24 protein-coding genes and 1 pseudogene are annotated in these 18,402 nt (G+C 40.8%); 7 read left to right on the plus strand and 18 right to left on the minus strand.

Annotation, left to right across the window (positions count from 1 at the left end; all coding sequences use genetic code 11):
* Positions 1 to 141 precede the first annotated feature (141 nt).
* Together A361_RS17060 and A361_RS17065 are read left to right on the plus strand one after the other, a co-directional pair.
* Positions 142 to 1,569 carry a vWA domain-containing protein gene (locus tag A361_RS17060; protein ID WP_019382703.1) on the plus strand — a complete coding sequence of 476 codons (1,428 nt, stop codon included), beginning with the start codon at positions 142 to 144 and terminating at the stop codon, positions 1,567 to 1,569.
* Between the two features lie 146 nt (positions 1,570 to 1,715).
* Positions 1,716 to 2,672 (plus strand): 3-oxoacyl-ACP synthase III family protein, encoded by a 957-nt coding sequence (locus tag A361_RS17065; protein ID WP_009333703.1) that lies wholly within the window; start codon positions 1,716 to 1,718, stop codon positions 2,670 to 2,672.
* A gap of 53 nt (positions 2,673 to 2,725) precedes the next feature.
* Here A361_RS17065 and A361_RS17070 read toward each other — a convergent pair whose 3' ends face one another.
* The 5 genes from A361_RS17070 to A361_RS17090 form a co-directional block, all read right to left on the minus strand.
* Positions 2,726 to 2,926: a hypothetical protein gene (locus tag A361_RS17070; protein ID WP_009333702.1), complete on the minus strand. Its 201-nt coding sequence runs from the start codon at positions 2,924 to 2,926 to the stop codon at positions 2,726 to 2,728.
* 224 nt (positions 2,927 to 3,150) lie between these two features.
* Positions 3,151 to 3,336 (minus strand): hypothetical protein, encoded by a 186-nt coding sequence (locus A361_RS30270; protein ID WP_019382702.1) that lies wholly within the window; start codon positions 3,334 to 3,336, stop codon positions 3,151 to 3,153.
* A 4-nt stretch (positions 3,337 to 3,340) separates the two neighbouring features.
* The gene (locus tag A361_RS17080; RefSeq protein WP_009333701.1) at positions 3,341 to 3,850 is read right to left on the minus strand and encodes a hypothetical protein; all 510 of its coding nucleotides are present in this window, start codon (positions 3,848 to 3,850) and stop codon (positions 3,341 to 3,343) included.
* Positions 3,847 to 4,320, minus strand: coding sequence for a hypothetical protein (locus A361_RS17085; RefSeq protein WP_019382701.1), 474 nt, complete (start codon positions 4,318 to 4,320; stop codon positions 3,847 to 3,849). The genes A361_RS17080 and A361_RS17085 overlap by 4 nt, the downstream gene beginning before the upstream one ends.
* A 526-nt stretch (positions 4,321 to 4,846) precedes the next feature.
* Positions 4,847 to 5,809 carry a LacI family DNA-binding transcriptional regulator gene (locus A361_RS17090; protein WP_019382698.1) on the minus strand — a complete coding sequence of 321 codons (963 nt, stop codon included), beginning with the start codon at positions 5,807 to 5,809 and terminating at the stop codon, positions 4,847 to 4,849.
* A gap of 89 nt (positions 5,810 to 5,898) precedes the next feature.
* Between A361_RS17090 and A361_RS29995 the strand changes: the two genes are divergently transcribed.
* From A361_RS29995 to A361_RS17100, 3 genes are all read left to right on the plus strand, one after another.
* On the plus strand, positions 5,899 to 6,075 hold the full coding sequence (locus A361_RS29995; protein ID WP_019382697.1) for a hypothetical protein: 177 nt from the start codon (positions 5,899 to 5,901) through the stop codon (positions 6,073 to 6,075).
* A 117-nt stretch (positions 6,076 to 6,192) separates the two neighbouring features.
* Entirely contained in the window at positions 6,193 to 6,435 is a 243-nt protein-coding gene (locus tag A361_RS17095; protein ID WP_019382696.1) for a DUF2164 domain-containing protein, read from the plus strand.
* 485 nt (positions 6,436 to 6,920) lie between these two features.
* Positions 6,921 to 7,409, plus strand: a complete 489-nt coding sequence (locus A361_RS17100; RefSeq protein WP_019382694.1) for a J domain-containing protein — start codon at positions 6,921 to 6,923, stop codon at positions 7,407 to 7,409.
* Between the two features lie 4 nt (positions 7,410 to 7,413).
* Here the strand turns inward: A361_RS17100 and A361_RS17105 are convergent, their stop codons facing one another.
* From A361_RS17105 to A361_RS17120, 4 genes are all read right to left on the minus strand, one after another.
* A complete protein-coding gene (locus A361_RS17105; protein WP_026041780.1) occupies positions 7,414 to 7,875 on the minus strand; it encodes a GNAT family N-acetyltransferase in 462 nt (153 codons plus the stop codon).
* Positions 7,876 to 7,926: 51 nt separating this feature from the next.
* Positions 7,927 to 9,204 (minus strand): hypothetical protein, encoded by a 1,278-nt coding sequence (locus A361_RS17110; RefSeq protein WP_019382692.1) that lies wholly within the window; start codon positions 9,202 to 9,204, stop codon positions 7,927 to 7,929.
* Between the two features lie 100 nt (positions 9,205 to 9,304).
* Positions 9,305 to 10,045, minus strand: coding sequence for a class I SAM-dependent methyltransferase (locus A361_RS17115; RefSeq protein ID WP_019382691.1), 741 nt, complete (start codon positions 10,043 to 10,045; stop codon positions 9,305 to 9,307).
* Positions 10,042 to 10,500: an NUDIX hydrolase gene (locus A361_RS17120; RefSeq protein WP_026041779.1), complete on the minus strand. Its 459-nt coding sequence runs from the start codon at positions 10,498 to 10,500 to the stop codon at positions 10,042 to 10,044. The genes A361_RS17115 and A361_RS17120 overlap by 4 nt, the downstream gene beginning before the upstream one ends.
* Before the next feature lie 204 nt (positions 10,501 to 10,704).
* Here A361_RS17120 and A361_RS17125 point away from each other — a divergent pair, with 204 nt between their 5' ends.
* Positions 10,705 to 11,922 carry an MFS transporter gene (locus A361_RS17125; protein ID WP_019382689.1) on the plus strand — a complete coding sequence of 406 codons (1,218 nt, stop codon included), beginning with the start codon at positions 10,705 to 10,707 and terminating at the stop codon, positions 11,920 to 11,922.
* 52 nt (positions 11,923 to 11,974) lie between these two features.
* Here the strand turns inward: A361_RS17125 and A361_RS17130 are convergent, their stop codons facing one another.
* The 9 genes and pseudogenes from A361_RS17130 to A361_RS17165 all read right to left on the minus strand — a co-directional run bounded on the left by A361_RS17130 (position 11,975) and on the right by A361_RS17165 (position 17,892).
* Complete coding sequence (locus A361_RS17130) at positions 11,975 to 12,886, minus strand: SDR family oxidoreductase (protein WP_009333691.1); 912 nt, start codon at positions 12,884 to 12,886, stop codon at positions 11,975 to 11,977.
* 218 nt (positions 12,887 to 13,104) lie between these two features.
* Positions 13,105 to 13,506: pseudogene (locus A361_RS29490) on the minus strand (hypothetical protein); the annotation flags it as partial.
* A gap of 55 nt (positions 13,507 to 13,561) precedes the next feature.
* On the minus strand, positions 13,562 to 14,287 hold the full coding sequence (locus tag A361_RS17135; protein WP_019382686.1) for an MOSC domain-containing protein: 726 nt from the start codon (positions 14,285 to 14,287) through the stop codon (positions 13,562 to 13,564).
* 198 nt (positions 14,288 to 14,485) lie between these two features.
* The gene (locus A361_RS17140) at positions 14,486 to 14,695 is read right to left on the minus strand and encodes a DUF2187 family protein (protein ID WP_009333687.1); all 210 of its coding nucleotides are present in this window, start codon (positions 14,693 to 14,695) and stop codon (positions 14,486 to 14,488) included.
* 103 nt (positions 14,696 to 14,798) lie between these two features.
* Entirely contained in the window at positions 14,799 to 15,083 is a 285-nt protein-coding gene (locus A361_RS17145) for a YrhK family protein (protein ID WP_019382684.1), read from the minus strand.
* Positions 15,084 to 15,159: 76 nt separating this feature from the next.
* Positions 15,160 to 15,888, minus strand: a complete 729-nt coding sequence (locus A361_RS17150; RefSeq protein ID WP_019382683.1) for a ZIP family metal transporter — start codon at positions 15,886 to 15,888, stop codon at positions 15,160 to 15,162.
* Between the two features lie 119 nt (positions 15,889 to 16,007).
* A complete protein-coding gene (locus A361_RS17155; RefSeq protein WP_019382682.1) occupies positions 16,008 to 16,598 on the minus strand; it encodes an NADPH-dependent FMN reductase in 591 nt (196 codons plus the stop codon).
* A 23-nt stretch (positions 16,599 to 16,621) separates the two neighbouring features.
* Entirely contained in the window at positions 16,622 to 17,470 is an 849-nt protein-coding gene (locus A361_RS17160; RefSeq protein ID WP_019382681.1) for a VOC family protein, read from the minus strand.
* Between the two features lie 17 nt (positions 17,471 to 17,487).
* Complete coding sequence (locus tag A361_RS17165; RefSeq protein WP_019382680.1) at positions 17,488 to 17,892, minus strand: DoxX family protein; 405 nt, start codon at positions 17,890 to 17,892, stop codon at positions 17,488 to 17,490.
* 147 nt (positions 17,893 to 18,039) lie between these two features.
* Between A361_RS17165 and A361_RS17170 the strand changes: the two genes are divergently transcribed.
* A complete protein-coding gene (locus A361_RS17170) occupies positions 18,040 to 18,345 on the plus strand; it encodes a winged helix-turn-helix transcriptional regulator (protein WP_019382679.1) in 306 nt (101 codons plus the stop codon).
* Positions 18,346 to 18,402: the final 57 nt, after the last annotated feature.

Below are 18,402 nucleotides of genomic sequence, written 5' to 3' on the forward strand. Positions count from 1 at the left end.
TTGCCTCCTTTGCATTATATCTTCCTTCAACTATACCAAAATGCTGTAAAAAAATCCTATCATATGGAAATTACTTCAAACCCAGCTTTATCCATGTTAAACTCTATTATTAGTAAAACTTAAATAAAGAGGAGAATTTATGTGAAACGTTATGCGTTATGGCTGCTGTTTGCCGCATTGATTCTTTCAGCATGCAGCAATGACAAAGAGAAAGCGGAAGCGGAAGCTGATTCATCAGGTAAAGAAGAACAAAAACAAGAAGACAAGAAAGAAAAAAAGCAGGAAAGCATTTTAGCAGAATCTGAGAATATTAATTTGGAGGTTTCAGAAGAAAGCCTGCTGAAATTGACCCCTGGAACACTAATGGAAGGGCTCACATACGAGAAGGACATTGAGGCCATTGAATTCAATGTGCCTGAAACTGATCCTGAGCTTATAAGCAAGATGACCCCCAAACTTGAGGAGCTGACGAAAGAAGCCAAAGATACAGACTCGATTAAAAAAGGGCTTCTTTCCCTGTTGGCGAGTCCGAATTATAAAAACATCATTGAAAAGTCCAATTCCTACAAACCAGATTTTGAAGAGCCTTACCTGCCGGATCCCACTAAATCAGAACCTGGGGAAGAAAAAAAGGCATCAGAACAGGCTATTATTCTTCTTGATGCCAGTTCAAGCATGCTGCTGCAGGCAGGCGGCAAAATGAAAATGGATATTGCTAAAAGTGCCGTAAAGAGTTTCGCCCAGACAATTGGCCAAAGCAGCGAAGTTTCCCTAGTTGTATATGGCCATAAAGGCTCTGAAGCGGACGCTGATAAAGAAATTTCCTGCTCAGGAGTAGAGGAAGTCTACCCGATGGGGAAATATTCCAAGAAAGAGTTCCACGAAGCGGTGGATTCATTTGAAAGCAAAGGCTGGACACCTCTTGCCGGTGCCATTCAAAAGGCTGCAGAAATGAGCAGCGGTTATGATGGATCCACAACGATCTACATTGTCAGTGACGGTGCCGAAACATGTGATGGCGACCCCGTCTCGGCCAGTAAAAACCTTGTAAAAAACAACAGCAGCAATAGTGTGAATATCATAGGGTTTGGTGTAGATGGAAAAGCCGAGAACCAATTAAAAGCAGTAGCCGAAGCCGGCAATGGGGAATATTTAAAAGCGGATAACCCGGATGAATTGAAAAACACGATCCAATACGAGTGGCTTCCTTCTGCCGGCGACCTGGCTTGGGCATTTACACTGTCGCCAAGCCCATGGGAAATGATGGATGAGTATGAACTCGGAGAAATTTATCCCCGCCAATTATTTACGATCGGCAGGCGTGAAGCACATCGAATCCTTGATGCTGTTACAGTCATGGGAGACAATGGCTGGATCACTGATGAGCAGCGATCAGAGCTGCGTGATTGGGGCTATGAACGAAGCGAGCAAATGAAGGACCTCTATTTAGAACTCTATGAAAAAAACCGAAATACAGCTGAGGCGGAAAGTGATGAGATCAAGCTGAGAGTCGACGAATGGGTTGAAAAAATGAAGGCTCTAAAAAAAGAGCGCGGTGACATCTGGTAAAAGAACTTATGAAATGAAGATTGCTCAGGGCGAAATGCTCTGAGCATTTTTTTATAAAATTATAAAACTCTCAATATTGCAAAATTTGTCCAATTATGTGATAAAATGTAATGGTAAAAATTAACTCATCCGAGGAGGTCATTGCTTTGTTCAGTGCAGGTGTTTTAGGAATCGGTGTAAACATTCCAGAAAATATTATAACAAATGAGATGATTGCCAGACGTTTCGGTATTACACAAGAAGAAATATGCAGAAAAACGGGCATACTGGAAAGACGCTACGAATCTCCAGACTCATCACTTACAGATATGTGCGAAATTGCTGGAAAACGTGCGATAGAAGACGCAGGGGTCAACCCGAAGGATATTGACATGGTCATTATTGGAACAAACACACATGACACCCACATTACGGCTGCGCTGGTTCAGGATAGAATCGGTGCTGCACATTGTGCAGGGCTGGACCTTCATTCAGGCTGTTCCAGCTTTATCACTGCCCTGGCAACCGGGGCCCAATTTGTTCAGACAGGATTGTATAAAAACGTATTAGTCATTGCTGTCGACAAATGCTCCTCCCTCTTGAATCCGATGGATAAAAAGACGGCGCTGCTGTTTTCAGATGGAGCTGCTGCTGTTGTCTTAGGGCAGGTGGATAAAAGCAATGGTATTCTCGGCATCCATATGCAAATGGATGGAAGCGGGGGAAAATATCTTCATCTTGATGAAAACAAGCACATCAAGATGGACGGAAGAGCCGTTTTTGAATTTGCAGTAGACAGATTTCCCAAAGCGGTTCATAAAGTTTTGGAACTCTCTGGCCTGAGCCTGCAAGAAGTGGATTTCATCATCCCTCACCAATCCAACTTGCGTATCATTGAAGCAGGTACAGCACGCCTCGGCTTTCCTATGGAAAAAGTTCATACCAAAACCATACAATATTACGGAAACTCTTCTGCACCTACGATAGCTATTGGGCTTCATGAAGAAGTGAAGGAAGGCAAAATAAAAGACGGGGATGTAGTTGTACTGGCTGGATATGGTGCAGGTCTCGGCTGGGGAGCCATTGTCATGCGCTGGGGTCAAACATCGAGAGTACTAATTTAAGGCCGCCTATACGGGGCTTTTTTATTATGTTACAGCACAATAAAGTGGAGGAATTAATCCTCTTTGGATGCATAACTGTGCATTAAAGTAAAATGCCTGTTCAGCTCGCTTTCATTAATGGAAATCCTGACCGCTAAGTCTTTTGTCCGCAAAACATACTCTTTAATGCCAATAAATTCAGATTCAGCAATCAGGTAAAAGTGCGTTCCCTTCTTTAATCCTTTAAAATGGTTCTTTAATTTATATTTTTTCATGATCTTATCTTGGTGCTCCTATAGCTTTTCAGATTAATTGAGATTGAATCTCTAGAATAGTTATTATACACCTTAGAATTTTAATTTTCCTGGTAAGCATTTTTCATAATTTAAAAAGACTTTTTAAAATTTTGAACTTATAAATTTTCTCGGCTTCTTCACGTACCCTTCAATGATAATACCGCAGCTGGTGCAAATAAGATATTCAATATCAGAACCGATGCTCATCTTGTTGACAGGGAACATAACTCCATAACCCGAATGGTTCCCTTTCCCCAATTCACTAGATCCGCACTTAGGACATTTTTTTTCTCCCATTCTGCTACTGATAATATTAAATACGAGCAGAAGCCGGAAAAGGTTTCATGAAAAACAGAAAATGCGGCCATCCCTGATGTGGCCGCCTTCATTTGTCTATTCTCCTGCTGAAAGCTGTTCTTTGGATTTGAGCACCTGGATATAAACTCCTGTCAGTGTTTGAGTCAGCAGAAAGATAGGAAAAGAGTGCGCGATCCGATACTCTTTCTGCAGGGTAATGATACCTGCAGCAGTTAACACCCATTGAAAGAAAACACCTGATAACGCCCATACCAAAACATATATAATGAATGTTTTTTTGCCGATCTTCATTTTTTCATAAAAATAAAAAAAGAAGTAGCCGAATGGCGCGAATAATAAATAATAAAGAACATCTGTCACTTCATAATTATTTAAATCGTTTATCTTATAAAAATCAGTCCTGCCTCCGCCTATTGTGAAATCATATAGAATGCCAATGGACATTCCCCAAAGCAGGCTCAGGATTCTGATTTGTTTGGCCAGCTTATCCGGCCTTCTTATAAGTAAAAAATATACAAGATAGGCAGCAGCAGCAGTTAATAAGAGAAAGAGCTCATTGCCGCCGAAATCCTCCCATAATTTCATGCTTCGTTCACCCCTTTAGTTTTAAGCTGTCCAAAATACTTCAGCAGGGATTGAACCACTAAATGCAGGAGGAATAAATATATTATTTCATAACCGATATTCCACTTTCTATAATCCACAATGTCAAAATAAAGGGCAATCACCACTGCCAAAACAAGGAACAACACTGACAGGATGGTTTTAAAAATTTTTGAACCAAAGGAAGGCGCTGTCCTGAATAAATTCAGTGTGATAGCAACTGTGAGCGGAAGGGTTATACTTCTATGTATTAAGAACGCGGAATTATCTAAGATCTGCTGGGAAATCTTCGCCATATTCAACTCTTCATACACAATCCATGTAAAATTAATATTAATGACTAACGCCACCAAATAGACGAAGGTATTTTCAATAAATGTCAGATTTTTATTCATCGATGTAAACAGCATTAGCACCAGCCAGGCTAGAAAAACTATAAGTACAAATCCCATGTAACATCAGTCCCATACTTTTTTGTTAGTATTGGCTTGGAAATTGACAATTATTCTGATGGTTGTTTTGTGGTTCGACCCGTTCTATGGATTTCTCTCTCTCTCCCTCGGATTTCTTCTTCCCCTGTCCGAAATTGAGCCTTCTTCGGACTCACTCCCAGGGATTTCTTCTTCATCTGTCTGAAGATGTGCTATCTTCGGACTCACTCCCTCGGATTTCTTCTCCTTCTGTCTGAAGATGAGCCTTGTTCGGACTCATTCCCACGGGTTTTTTCTTCTCCTGTCCGAAGATGAGCCTTGTTCGGACTCATTCCATGGATTTCATCTCCTTCTGTCTGAAGATGTGCTATGTTCGGACTCGTTCCCTCGGATTACATCTTCTCCTGTCCGAAGATAAGCATTGTTCAGACTCATTTCATAAGACTTCTCTTTCAGCTGTCAGAATGGACACCCTCTGATATCTTTAAATTGCAAAAACAAATAAATAAAAAAACGGCTGAGGGCAGCCGCTTCAAACAACTTAATGCTATACGGTTTGCCGTTCGATCAGCTTCACCGATATCTCCTGATGTGTGTGCTTTTTACCATCAATCGCTTGAAGAAGCAGCTGCCTTCCCATTTGAACCAGCGGAATTTCAAGTGTTGTAATGTGCATGATTTTGGCTATTGGCTGGTTATCAAATCCCATGATTGCCAGATCATCCGGAATATGGATGCCGTTTTCCCTGCAGGAAGTTACTATTCCGGCAGCAGCAAAATCATTTGTTACCAGCAGAGCAGATGGGGGATTATCCATGTTCGATAATCGCCGGACCACTTCTTCGCCATGCTCAAAATGCAGACATTCATAGAAGATAAATTCTTCCTTATATGGTTCGTCAATTCGTTTTAAAAAATCAGCATAAGCCTTTCCGCGCTGCCTGCTGTTGGCACCAGTCTTTCTTCCAATGCAATACCCGATTTTCTGATGCCCTTTGTTATGCAGATACTCTAAAGCATTAGAGAAACTCATGTAATGGTCGATAAAAGTAGATGATACATTACGATTCCTCGCATCTTCACAGAGAACAATGGGGCCATACTCGGTAAACTGATTGATGACATCCCATTCGCAGATTCTGGAACAGATGATTAAAGAGTCGATTTGTTTATGCTGAAGCATTTTTAGAGCTTCAATCTCCCTGTCTTCCTCGTAATTTGTTTGAAAAAGAACTAATTTATAGTTGTTTTTCATGGCCTCATTTGCAATCCCTTCTACCAGCTGGCCGAAATAAGGATGATTGGTAAAAGGAACTACGACCCCTATAAGAAGTGTTTCCCCTTTACTTAAATGGACTGCATTAATATTTCGCTGATAATTGAATTCCTCCATCACCCGCAAGACAGCTTCCCTTTTATCCTCACTTACATAAGGATGATTATTCAGCACTCTGGATACGGTCGTAACTGAAACTCCTGCCTTTTTAGCGATGTCTTTTATATTTGCCATAAAACCACCTAATTTTTTTTCATTTTTTCTTGCTATGAAATGCGTTTCATAATTTAAGCTTTTTTTAACAACTCAAGGAGGTATCCTAAATGTTCATTCTATCTGGAATATTATATCTGGTTCTATTATGCAGCTCGATTCTTGCCTTGTCATCTATCCCTATTTCTCTCTATCCGAAAAAGAAAGCTGCAAACAAAGACATTTATGTAAATGATTATTACAGCCTTCTCTTTGATGTCTATGGCGATGAATCATCACATAAGTAGTTGGCAGGAGCTCTCCATTTTCCTGCTGTACATATTTCTTTTAAAAATAACAGCCTCCCTTTTGATAAAATTTCCGTGTATAGTAACATGTATCCAAAACCGAAAGGAAGGCATGGCATGTTTTTAAAAATAACAAAAGAGCAGCAGCAAAAGATGATCGAGGATATCCAGATTTTTTTCTCTGAAGAAAGAGATGAGGAAATATCTGAGTTCGGTGCAGAAAGGGTGCTGGATTTTGTTAAAGAGTCATTGGCCCCGCATTTTTACAATGCAGCAATTTCAGATGTTAAGCATGTAGTGGAGCAGCAATATGCTTCAATGGAGGATGAAATCCTGACTCTCGAGCGCCCTATAAAGTAATTGTTTGTTGAAGTTTCACTTTACAGCAGTCTAACGGGCATAAGACTCCCTCACTCAAAGGTTCAACTGAGGATGTACGGGAGTCCAGCTGCCCATACGGTCCGATTGGTTCAGCTAACAATCAAACTTAAACATAGGATTTCTTCAACCTATTTTTTATCATTTAATACATCATTCACAAACATGGCAGAGTTTCCGCTCGAATCAAAAAAGATTGTCCACAGCAGAATAAACGGTAAAGCAGCGACCCATACTGCAAATTTAAACATTTTCTTCAATATTATCCCCATCCTTCCTCATCCATTTTTTTACATTATACCAAGATTCCACCTAATTTTCTAATAATTCCAGTTCTTCGAAATGATGGCGTTACCAGTGTAAATAAACTTTAATACTATGTTATCTGCTTGTTATTTTTCTGAAAGTGTTCAGTGTTATGATGTTTTTGAATGCTAAATAGATTTTATAGAGAGTGAGCATGAAGCATGAACATTACTGATGCTGTGGCACAATTACATAAAGCTGGAATAAAGGCGAATGGGGCCGACATTGAGCGCTGGATTGAAGAAGGAAAAATGAAAGCGGATCGAAGCCCCAGGAGGCAAATCAGCTACACAATTAAGACGAAGGATCTCAATGATTTCATCATCAAAAAACATGAAGAGCTTTATCAGCAAAAACTAGAAGGGATCCTCGTGCAAGTTAAAGACCTTAAAGGACAAATAGAGATCCTGAATACTAGAGTCCAAATAGAGGAATCCAAAGTTAGATCATTGAAGAAAATGATACAAGTCCAAAATATGATTGCTGATGAAGAAATCAAGCCTGGAAAGCTTCTGGGCTTGAAACCTGATGAGGATATGCAATTGATCCGTAAAGAATTCAAGAAACTGCTAAAAGCCCTCCATCCAGACCGAGGCGGTGATGAAAGGCTTTTTAAGGTATTTAATGAACATTATAAAAACATCATCTAAAATGCTAACCGTTTGATATGGAATATACATACATCTTATTTCCCGCTCTGAGAAATGTTTTTTCCTTTTTCATGCCAGCTTTTTCCGCAACACGGATAGAAGCAAAATTTTTCACATTTATAATGGAAACCAGCTTTTTATATTTTAAGCTTTTAAACCCATATTCCTTACAGGCTAATGCCGCTTCCGCCGCATAGCCTTTTCCCCATTCACGCCTGGCAAACAAATAGCCAATCTCCATTTCTGTAACGCCGCCTGTATCCTGGGGGGGAATTCCGCACTGCCCCAAAAACCTGCCGGATGTTTTTTCTTCCGCAACCCAAAAGCCCACACCATGCGTCCGATAATTATGCAAGGTCCAGCTGATCCATTCTTCGGCCTGTTCTCTTGTTTTTGTTGAGCGATAAAATCTCATGGCCACCGGGTCAGAGAAAATTTCCATTAAATGAGACAGATCGCTATTAATCTGTCTGTTTTGATAATAGGAGCAGTCACCCTTTATTCCCCTTTCGCTGCACTAAAGACCGTTTCTTTCCTTTCTAGCAGGCATTAACATTTCAAACTCAAATAAATAGTTCAGGAGCTGGTCAAATTCGTCCGTCTGAAAAACTAATTCCTTATCATTAAATACATAAACAGCAGCATCTGTGATTGCCTCTCCATTTTTTAATGTTAGTGTCTCTTGAATCTCTATATTTTCCACCAGCTTGAAGTCTTCCTTATTTGGAGATTTAAACTGCTCAGTAAAGGCAGATGGTCCAATAGCAAGAATAGAAACCTTTTCAGCATCCTTCGCTAGCCATTTAGCAGCGGAAAAGACCGTGTCAGGAGCTTTTATCACATTGATGTTTTCGATTGCTCGATAGTAAGGGATGTCCTTATTTAGCTGAATCACCTCTAAAGAGATTTTCTGTCCAACTTTAACCTCTTCCATATCTGCAGCAGTAAAAATTTTATCATCCACTTGGATTACTCCTAAATTTCGATCCAGCTTTGTGACTTTTCCCTCTATTGTGCTTTTTTTAGAATACGTATTTTCTTTCATATATTTCAATAACTCTTCTAGAGAAGCTGCGCGAAATACTTCCTTCGTATGATCAAATAAAATATAACATGGCTCTTCCTTTACTTGTAATTCAGGATAAATATCATTTACATCCTTTAGACCTAATGAATTGCTTGTTTCGAAAAGAAAGTGCAATGGTTCCGAATAGAGTTCATCAATTACATTTTTATCAGTATCTCCAACAATCAGAAGTGAATGATACCCTTTATTCCTTGCCAGATAGTTCTTTTCCGGACTAACCTCTTTAATGTTAACAGGTATGATATATTCAGCCCGCTTGCCATCCTTCCAGTAGGCTTTTATAGAATATATTTCTTTGCGGGATTCGTTTCCTAAAAGTGTAAATCCAAGATACAGAGTTTGATAGGGCTCTGCTTTAATTTCTCCATTATAGTAGGTTCCTCTTGCAATGAAGATTGGCTGCTGATTTTTAGGAAATTCTATGTTAAGATTCTCTCGAAATTCAGCATGCTGATATTCAATCAATTGCGTAAGATCTTTTATCTCCTTCTCAATTTTTCCTGCGTTCCATGTATAAGTGCTTAAGATTGGATGTAACTCCTGCTCCCCTAATAGTACAGTGGGCATTGGCGGTTTTTCTTCCTTGTATACCTTTTGCTTATCTATATAGAACATCGCTAAGAGGATCGAAATAATCGTTATTCCCCACATGATCTTTTTATTCAGCCTCAAACGTTCAGATGACTCCCTTTTTTCTTCCAGTTCCATATGAGCGCCCCTCTCTGATGAATGCTGGCACTTAGTAATTTGATAAAAAACCCGTTATCCCGCCAACAAAGCTGAAAAAAGCCGTCATGAAGACAGCTTATTATTTCATACATTCATAAACAGGAAAAGATTGTCCATCTCCGTACCCATCTCTAACTTCATGAACGGCGATTTGCCTAAACCCGTTATCTTTGAGTACTCTATTGAATTCACCTGGATCATAGAGCCGGATAGGAAAATCCATCAATTCTGTTCTTTCTGCGGTTCCCTCTCCAACAGCATCATACTTCAGCTGGATATGCAGGATTTTCGTTTCGTTATCATAAGCTATTTTTCTATTTTCAATAATGGTCTGCCCCACTAATTCCTTCCTGTTCGTTTCTGTCCATTCTGCAGCTTCTTCTACTTCATTATCTTTTTCTACAATGGTAAGAAGCATTTTTCCTCCTTCATTTAGGGCATTCTTTAAATTTTGAAGACTTATATTTACCAGGGAGTCAGGCAAAAGTGAAAAAGAACCATACGGGATCATAATTAAATCGTATTTGTTAGTACTTTTAAACTCTTCTATCTTTTCCTGAAAAACATTAGGATTTAAGTTTAATTTCTCAGCTTTTTCCTTACAGACTTTCAGCATGTCTTGTGAAACATCAAAACCATCAGTCTCGATGCCATGCTGAATAAAAGGTATGAGCATTCTTCCATTTCCGCACATCGGCTCCAATACTTTCATCTTCCTGTCTTTTACATATGACAGATAAAAGCTCAACTCTGGACCCTCTGCCATTGATTTATAACTTTCATACATCTTAGTGCAGAGTTCCCCGTAGTAGGCAATCATTCATCTTCCCCCTCCTGCTTTTTATATCCTATCCCTTTCTGGACCGCCCATATGTGGTGACTGTGAACCAGCAATTCTGCTATTCTTTCAGTTTCAATCCACTTTATTGCATGGTCTTCTTCAGTCGGCTCTTGTATTTTATCCGCCAGATCAGCCAGATAAAAATACCCGTCACTTAGCATTGGCTTTTTCTTGGTCTGCGGCAAATAGCTCTTTGCATTACCGATAAAGAATAAATTTGAAATCTCATAGCCGGTCTCCTCCAGTACTTCCCTTTTCAGACATTCGATTTCCCCTTCACCTTTTTCTATTCCTCCGCCTGGGAGAAAGTAATGGCCAGACTGAGTTTGCACAGTTAATACTTTTTCATTTTCCGGGTTGAATATGACAGCGTAAGCACCCTTGCGTATTTTATAATCAAGTCCTTTTTTTTGATTCCCGAATATATTGCTCATTCTCTTACCTTCTTTGTATAATGTGCTTTTAAATTCAGTCTTGCTTTCAAATTTGACCAATCATTTATTCCACATTCTTATGTGATTATCCTTTATAAAGAATGCCAAATCAGCAAATTAAAGATCTGAAGTTTCGTATTGCGAATTAAATTCAAAATCTTTAAAATAAAACAGAAAACATCATTGAAAACTAGGGAGACACGCATGAACCGTAAAATTTTTCTGTATGTAAAAGCCTTTTCCGATTTGGGTACGTTCATGGACCTGATTGCCATTAATGTGCTCATGTATGCGGCCACCGGAAGCTCTGCCTGGCTTGCAGCGACAATGGCCATCAGGACACTTGGCGGCGTTTTATCAAGTCTTTTCTCAGGGGTTCTGGCCGATCGCTATGACCGCCGAAAAATTATGATTTGGACAGATGTATTCCGGGCAGTCATCATTTTAGGCTTAATACCTTTTCCAAATCCACTCATGATTCTCATTGTCTGCTTCTTTATCGGATTGACATCAAGCTTTTTTGCAGTTAGCTACAGCGCAGAAATCCCTCAGATTTTTGGCGAGGATAAGGTACTTGAGACGAATGCGTTAATTTCCCGATTAACATCTGTCAGTCTGGTGTTTGGTTTTATCGGGGCTGGAGTCATAACTGATTTCCTCGGATACCAGATAACTTTAATCATTGATGCCGCCACATACGTCATTTCAGCACTCGTTTTATTAAAAATGAAATGGCAAACGTCGGAATCGGCTGTGAATAAAAAAATCAGCAGCGGCCTTAAAGAAAAACTGGCCAGCATTGGCAGGGATATGAAAGAAGTTTATTCGTTTATATTACTTAAACCGATGCTGCTTCTGGTGAATATTGTCTTCCTCTCAGGCGCATTTGCAGGAGCTTCACATAACTTAGGGATTCCGCTGCTCGCTGAAAACATCGACAGCAGCAAACAAAGTTTCTATTACGGGTTGATTTGGGGCGTTTGGGGGATTGGTTCCGTACTGGCAACCATGATTCTGCCAAAGCTGAAAAGCCTGCAGGGGAGCCGTTTATATTATGCTTGTTTTTTTACAGCGATGCTTATGTCAGCAGGATTTATCACCTTCCTCTCAAATAGCAGCTTATGGATTATCCTGCCGTTTGCCTTTTTAACTGGTATTTTTGATGCCTGCTTTACTACTATGCATGCGACAATCCTGCAAAAGACAGATAATCATATTAGAGGGAGAATTTTTGGAGTAGGCATGCTCTTAAAATCTCTAGGTTTTGCCCTCGGATTCGCTGTCGCTCCTGTTTTATTGGAGTCTTTATCTTTGTCTAAGATGGTATGGATATTCCATGGGTCCCTGATTACCACAGTCATTCTGGTGATTTTCTTTTCGAGAAAGCCGGTAAAGGCTGAACAGATGGGTCAAAATGTTTAAGAAGGAGAATTTAAGAATGGGCCTTCCCCTTAATCCTGGGGAATGGCCCATTTTATGAGGATGTAATCTGTCCTCCATTAACATGTAGGGTTTGCCCGGTTACAAATCTTGAATCATCTGATGCAAGGTATACAAAAGTTGGCGCAAGCTCAAATGGCTGTCCCTGCCGGTCCATCGGGTTGCCGGCTAATGTGACCTCGTCCGCGGAGAAACTGGACGGAATAAGCGGCGTCCAGAAACGGCCTGGAGCCACTGCGTTTACGCGAATCCCCTTTGCTGCCAAATTATTGGCAAGTGCCCTGGTAAAGCCAACATTAGCTGCTTTTGTCGCGGAATAGTCGATTAATTGCTCATTCCCATAGTATGCGACTACTGATGATGTATTTATAATTGAACTTCCGGCTTTTAAGTATCTGAGAGCTGCCCGCGTTGTGTAAAAATGAGAATAAACATTCACTTTAAAGGTATCATCGAATTGTTCATCCGTAATATCGAGCAGGCTTAATTGCTGGAACTGAATTCCGACATGATTGCAAAGGATATCCAGTTGCCCGAAGGTTTGAATTGTTTTTTCCACAATGTCGGCGCAATGCTCTTTTTCCCTCACATCTCCCGGAAGCAATAAGCAGCTTTGCCCGATTTCTTCGATTCTTGATTTAGTCCGATTCGCATCCTCATGTTCATCCAAATACGAAATTGCTACATTTGCCCCTTCTTTTGCAAAAGCTATTGCCGCCGCAGCACCAATGCCGCTATCTCCTCCCGTGATGAGCGCCACTTTTCCCGCAAGTTTGCCTGTACCAATATAATTGGGATTCTCAATGATTGGTCTCGGAACCATTAGTCCTTCTGTCCCCGGCTGCCGAAATTGCCGCTGCTCCGGTACTGTAATCGCCACTTCTTCATAACGGGTTATTTTCCCATAATTAGGGTGCATGGGATATTCTTTTTTCCGATCAGGCATAGAAACCCTCCTAATATTCCACTCCCGACTAAAATATGCGGAAAATGCCCAATTTGTTCTCCCGATATACGGGAATTTGCATCAAACCGGGCAGAAGTGCATAAAGTGAATGGAGAGATGCCGAGGAGGAGAAGGATATGGAGCCGTTTTATTACTCACCGGAAGTAAAATTTTTATTAGTCAGCCAGTCAGATGAAAAAGTGAAGATTATGTATAATTCAAATGCTCAGAGTCTGCGATTGCCAGTGATAGGGATGAGGCCTCCTTTCTATTGTCAACCCACATATAAGCAATACTACCCTGTCATTTAAAATAAAAAGGTATAAAAAATAGCCTTGATGATTCGGTGCGAAGAGGTTCATGGAAGCCACCGCCAGACAAACTAATGCACCATTCCAGTCATATAGATCCGGTGCCTTCTTGTCTATGCCCCTACCCCTGAGGATGGATAGAACTATAAAAACCCCATTACATGCGGCATACACTCTTCCAAAAAACGGGAAGGCCAGGAATCGCCTTATGATGCCAAAGATGAACCCGCTTTGCCGATTCACCAGGAATAAGCTTACTTCCCATATCCATTCCCAAATTAAATAGCCTCCGCCAATTTCTGCAAAACCAGCCCGTACATATTTTCATTCCCGGAAACATTTATTGCTTCCAGTTTACATGTACTTAATCAAAAAGATAAACCTCATCCCCTGCCGAAATTTCACCTGTTTTCCTGACTGAGGAATACACACCGAAGTGATTATCCCTTTCACTGATAACCTTTTTATGCAAACTGGGATCCCTCTTTCCGCTCTCTGGATCTACTGTAATAATCATACACCGTTCGCAATGCCGCTTAACTTGAATCTCAACGCTGCCAATCTTCATTGTCTTCCCAAACCAGCTTTCCTCAATAAAAGGTTCATCTCTTAATAGGGAAATGACTAAATTCGGGCGAAACCGCTGGAAGTCCAGCTTATCCTTGCCCCACAGCTCCTTCATTCTTTGCAAAGACGCGTCTGTCACTAATAGAATATTTTCTTCTTCAATTGCCCCATCAGGTACATGGGCAGGACTATATTTCACTGGAGTGATTTTTCTGGAAGAATGCTCTTCCATTTCTTTTAGCAATTCTTTATTATCCCAGGGAATCCGTCTGCCGTCCGGAGTAGTAATTCTTACTGGAGGAAACATGTTCTCATTTTCCTCTCCCATAAACCCTGCTTTATACATGACCATTTCCGGAAACTGAGTAATCGTCAAATACTTCCCCGGCCTTGATTCATCCAGGTAGGCATGGCTGCGATCCCCATACAGGCCATAATTCATTACTTTTGTTTTTTCCACACTTTCCCCGTAAAAGCTTTTCACCGGATAGCGGACAATCTCTTTAACATGTCCTATTAGCACCTTCCACTCCACTCCCTTCAGCCAACAGAAAAACCCATGACAGCGTGTTGGGCTGTCATGGATATCATTTACTGCGGCCGTTTTGTTTGCCGCTTTGCTTTCTCATCCTTGTCCGATTGAATAATCTTTTCACGGACGTCAGGAGGTATGGACGCAGATGTTCTTTTTGGCTCAGATTTCATCTTTAACACTCCCTTTTTATTTAACGACTTTATAGCGCTTGTGGCTGATCACCGTTTTTATGGGCTCATCCTTTTTCGGATTAATTCCAAGCTCAACAATGACTGAGTTATCCCGTACCACGATTACCCTGCCTTTTTTTCCTTTTTCAGAACCGCTTAAAATGCTGATCGTATCGCCGACATCCGCTTTTTTTCCTTTGCTTACCTTTTCTGTTTCTTCAGTCATCGCCATTCTCCTTTAAAAACTTTTATTTTTTAGCTGGTTTTCGCTATGTCGCTAGTATTGCCGTTTCGCCCTTCCGTAAAACCCAATTCATGTTCAAATGGATTTACTCTCTCTTTGTTCCTGTTATCTTTTTAACATGAAGGTCCTTCAATATATTCAAGCCTGCCCTGATGATCATCATAATGCTTCCTGCAAGGAAAAACGATATCGAAACCGCCTGGCTGACATCTGTTAAAAATAATATACTTCCGATAAAATATAAAACACCCAGAAGCAGATCATTAATAAATGATACTACCCTATATCGCTTTTCAATGATCATTTCGTAGGCGCCTATCTCAATATGCACATCTTCCTGCTGTTCCTTTACAATATTTCTAATCTTCATGAATAACACCTCTGTTTTGTCTTTTCCACATAAGGTGTCAAACATTCATGATATAGGTGTTGTTTTCTGGAAAATTTCAAGAAAAATGATCAAGCACCAATGAAGCCAGCAAACCGATAGCTGCAATGAATCCGGTCATCGGACCACTGTCCTCAAAGGCTTCAGGCATCATCGTGGAAGCAACCATGGCAATAATTGCACCACCGGCAAATCCTGCAATTCCTGATATGACCTCTATTGAAGCTCCATCCAAAAATATGTATCCAGCCATCGAAGCAATTCCCGCAATGACAAATACCGAACTCCAAAGGAGGATCATTTTCTTTTTTGAATAGCCGCTCTTTTTCATTCCCGAGGTACTGGAAAGGCCTTCTGGAAAGTTGCTGATAAAAATGGCTGTCACCAATAGAAAACTCACCTTACCTCCTTCAAGCAGACTTGTCCCGATCATGATTGATTCTGGTATGGCATCCATGATGGTCCCCGCAAAAAGGACTATTCCGCTGCTGGCTGCTGCTTTATGGCCGGATCTTTTCCGGTTCTTAGCTCCCCTGTTTGAAATCATGATATCAAACAGGGTAAAGACAATGGCTCCAGCCACAAATCCAATGCCTGTCGGCAGTAAGCCGCCGTTATGGACTGACTCCCCAAGAAGCTCATATGAAGCAGCACCAATCAGGACACCTGTTCCAAATGCCATAATGTAACCAATCATTTTGTTTTGGATGGGCAAATACATGGCTGCCAATGCGCCTAAAAGGACAGCTGATCCAGAGACCCCTCCCCATAGTGCAGCATTCCACATCATGATCACCCCTTCCATTTTCTCTTGTTTCTTTAGTTATTTCCTTTTGATCCTTCCTAAAAACCGCTATTCAGAATAAGATTAAAAAAGCAGAACCTCGAAGGTTCTGCTTATAATCTCTATCTAATGGTTTTTAATGCACCGCTCCAGGATATCACCTGGTCAATCATTGCGTTCACATTATCGAGATGAAGATCTTGAGGTTTAAATACTGTGCCATTTTCAAAATCAGTAAATAATGACAATGTTGGATGCACGCGCACATCAGCTATCATCAATTCACCCATGATTCCGCGCAGATGTTCAGCAGCTCTCGCACCGCCGGTTGAGCCATAGCTTACAATTCCTGCAGCTTTATTGTTCCAAGGTTCACGAGCTAGATCAAGTGCATTCTTTAATGCCCCTGTAATACTGTGGTTGTATTCTTGAACGATGAATATAAATCCATCCAGACTGTTAAGCTTCTCATTCCATGCAGCAATTCCCGGTGAATCCGCTTCACCTAAGAATGGCAATTTGAAATCAGCGATATCTATAATCTCATAATTGGCATCCCCGCGTTTATCGGCAATTTCTTTAACCCATGATCCGACCTGAGGGCTAACTCTCCCCTGACGTGTGCTTCCTAAGATAATCCCAATGTTTAATTTCGCGTTCATTTTTTGTTCCTCCTTAGATTTTCTTCCAAATAATTGATTTAAAAAACCCATTACTCACACCACCTGATGACAATTTAAAATCCTAAAACAATTCGATTCCCCGAAGGGTCTTCGGTAATCACCTGATTATTTTCAACTGCTGCAGCCGCACCTATCTTTTTCAAATTTCCCACGGCCTGATCCCTGGCTGCTTCATTTTCAAAAATGAGTTTGAAGGATTGAAGCCCGACACTATTCGATGAAGGCTGCGGGGCTCCTACTCCATTCCATGTATTCAAACCAATATGGTGGTGATATTTTCCGCTCGAAATGAAAAGTGCCTGTTTGCCATATCGGCAGACTGCTTCAAATCCCAGCCCCTCTGTGTAAAACGTTTCGGTATCCGCCAGTTCAGCCACATGCAAATGGATATGCCCCATGACCGTACCGCCGGGCAGTCCTCTCCAGGACTGCTGCTGCCCAATTGACAGCAGATCAGGGAAGTCCAGGGGATCAACAGTCATATTTACTTCCCCGTTTTTCCATGTCCATTCGGAAGGGTTACGGTCAGTATAGATTTCTATCCCATTGCCATCAGGATCCGAGAGATAGAGCGCTTCGCTGACCAGATGGTCGGAAGATCCAAATTGCAGCCCAATCTCGACGAAATGACGCACGATCTTAGCCAAATCAGAACGCTTTGGGAGGAGCAGGGCGAAATGATACAAACCTGTTGTTCTTCCCAATGCAGGTTCAACATTTTCCGGCTGTTCGATGGTCAGTAAGGTGCTATTGCCATCTGCAGTAAGCTGGGCAGTTCTGTCAGTCTTTGTTAACACTTTAAAGCCAATTGCTTCTTGATAGAAGGCCAGTGACCGTTCCAGATCCTGTACTTTCAGATTGACCTGAGCTACAAAGATAATCGGTTTTTGATGAAAGTTCATGTAAATTTCTCCTCTCATTAGTTTGCCTTTGATTGTGTTAATTTGCTCCCAAGAGACAGTGGTGATTCCTTTGCTAATACAAAATAGATCGATGCAGCAAGCAAGATTAAATCTAATTCATATCCTGTCATTTGGCCGTTCCCAAGCAGGCCAGCGGGCAGCTTAGCAGTAAAGATAGCTCCCAGCATGATGAAAGCAAATAGTACAGAAACCATTTTTGTACCAATGCCCAAAATAAGCGCTATGCCTCCTGCCAGCTCGATTACAGCAACGGCATAAGCCATAAAACCAGGAATACCGATACTATCGAAGAAACCGGCAGTATTGCTTATTCCTCCCTGAAATTTTGAAAATCCATGAATAAAGAAAATAAATCCTAAAATCACACGCAGAATGAAATGACCTAATTCGTTTTTGTTCATGTTTTCCTCCTTGAATCATATGTTAGTTACTTACTTTATGTAAGTTAGTATAATATTGATATTTATTTTCGTCAAGTAATCATTTTATAAAAAGTGATTTAATTATTTCTAGTTTATGACTATAATAAGAAACAAGGAGTGATTATTATGGAAAAGTCGCTAATTTGTCCAAGATTTGAAAAAGCCATTGGCATATTGAGCCAGCGCTGGACCGGATTGATCATTTATCAATTGCTTAACGGGCCGCAGCGGTTCTGCAGTATAGAATCCTCTATCGGGATAAGCGGCAAAGTTCTTTCAGACCGGTTAAAGGACCTGGAGAATGAGGGGGTCGTAAAACGCGAGGTTTACCCTGAAACTCCTGTTAGAATCGAATATTCCCTGACAGAAAAAGGCCTGGCCATGGAGCCGCTGATGAAGGAAATAGAAAAATGGTCGCAGAACTGGTTATAGGCTTAATTTATATATGAATATCAAAAAAGAGTCTTCCCTATTTGGAAGACTCTTTTT

The organism is Cytobacillus oceanisediminis 2691 (assembly GCF_000294775.2).
GTDB classification, from domain to species: domain Bacteria; phylum Bacillota; class Bacilli; order Bacillales; family Cytobacillaceae; genus Cytobacillus; species Cytobacillus pseudoceanisediminis.

Excerpts from the sequence above, each read along its gene's own strand:
- A361_RS17070 (WP_009333702.1), bottom strand. The coding sequence starts at position 2,926 with ATGAAAAAATATAAATTAAAGAACCATTTTAAAGGATTAAAGAAGGGA.
- A361_RS30270 (WP_019382702.1), bottom strand. The coding sequence starts at position 3,336 with ATGAAGGCGGCCACATCAGGGATGGCCGCATTTTCTGTTTTTCATGAA.
- A361_RS17080 (WP_009333701.1), bottom strand. The coding sequence starts at position 3,850 with ATGAAATTATGGGAGGATTTCGGCGGCAATGAGCTCTTTCTCTTATTA.
- A361_RS17085 (WP_019382701.1), bottom strand. The coding sequence starts at position 4,320 with ATGGGATTTGTACTTATAGTTTTTCTAGCCTGGCTGGTGCTAATGCTG.
- A361_RS17090 (WP_019382698.1), bottom strand. The coding sequence starts at position 5,809 with ATGGCAAATATAAAAGACATCGCTAAAAAGGCAGGAGTTTCAGTTACG.
- A361_RS29995 (WP_019382697.1), top strand. The coding sequence starts at position 5,899 with ATGTTCATTCTATCTGGAATATTATATCTGGTTCTATTATGCAGCTCG.
- A361_RS17095 (WP_019382696.1), top strand. The coding sequence starts at position 6,193 with ATGTTTTTAAAAATAACAAAAGAGCAGCAGCAAAAGATGATCGAGGAT.
- A361_RS17100 (WP_019382694.1), top strand. The coding sequence starts at position 6,921 with ATGAACATTACTGATGCTGTGGCACAATTACATAAAGCTGGAATAAAG.
- A361_RS17110 (WP_019382692.1), bottom strand. The coding sequence starts at position 9,204 with ATGGAACTGGAAGAAAAAAGGGAGTCATCTGAACGTTTGAGGCTGAAT.
- A361_RS17115 (WP_019382691.1), bottom strand. The coding sequence starts at position 10,045 with ATGATTGCCTACTACGGGGAACTCTGCACTAAGATGTATGAAAGTTAT.
- A361_RS17120 (WP_026041779.1), bottom strand. The coding sequence starts at position 10,500 with ATGAGCAATATATTCGGGAATCAAAAAAAAGGACTTGATTATAAAATA.
- A361_RS17125 (WP_019382689.1), top strand. The coding sequence starts at position 10,705 with ATGAACCGTAAAATTTTTCTGTATGTAAAAGCCTTTTCCGATTTGGGT.
- A361_RS17130 (WP_009333691.1), bottom strand. The coding sequence starts at position 12,886 with ATGCCTGATCGGAAAAAAGAATATCCCATGCACCCTAATTATGGGAAA.
- A361_RS17140 (WP_009333687.1), bottom strand. The coding sequence starts at position 14,695 with ATGACTGAAGAAACAGAAAAGGTAAGCAAAGGAAAAAAAGCGGATGTC.
- A361_RS17145 (WP_019382684.1), bottom strand. The coding sequence starts at position 15,083 with ATGAAGATTAGAAATATTGTAAAGGAACAGCAGGAAGATGTGCATATT.
- A361_RS17150 (WP_019382683.1), bottom strand. The coding sequence starts at position 15,888 with ATGTGGAATGCTGCACTATGGGGAGGGGTCTCTGGATCAGCTGTCCTT.
- A361_RS17155 (WP_019382682.1), bottom strand. The coding sequence starts at position 16,598 with ATGGGTTTTTTAAATCAATTATTTGGAAGAAAATCTAAGGAGGAACAA.
- A361_RS17160 (WP_019382681.1), bottom strand. The coding sequence starts at position 17,470 with ATGAACTTTCATCAAAAACCGATTATCTTTGTAGCTCAGGTCAATCTG.
- A361_RS17165 (WP_019382680.1), bottom strand. The coding sequence starts at position 17,892 with ATGAACAAAAACGAATTAGGTCATTTCATTCTGCGTGTGATTTTAGGA.
- A361_RS17170 (WP_019382679.1), top strand. The coding sequence starts at position 18,040 with ATGGAAAAGTCGCTAATTTGTCCAAGATTTGAAAAAGCCATTGGCATA.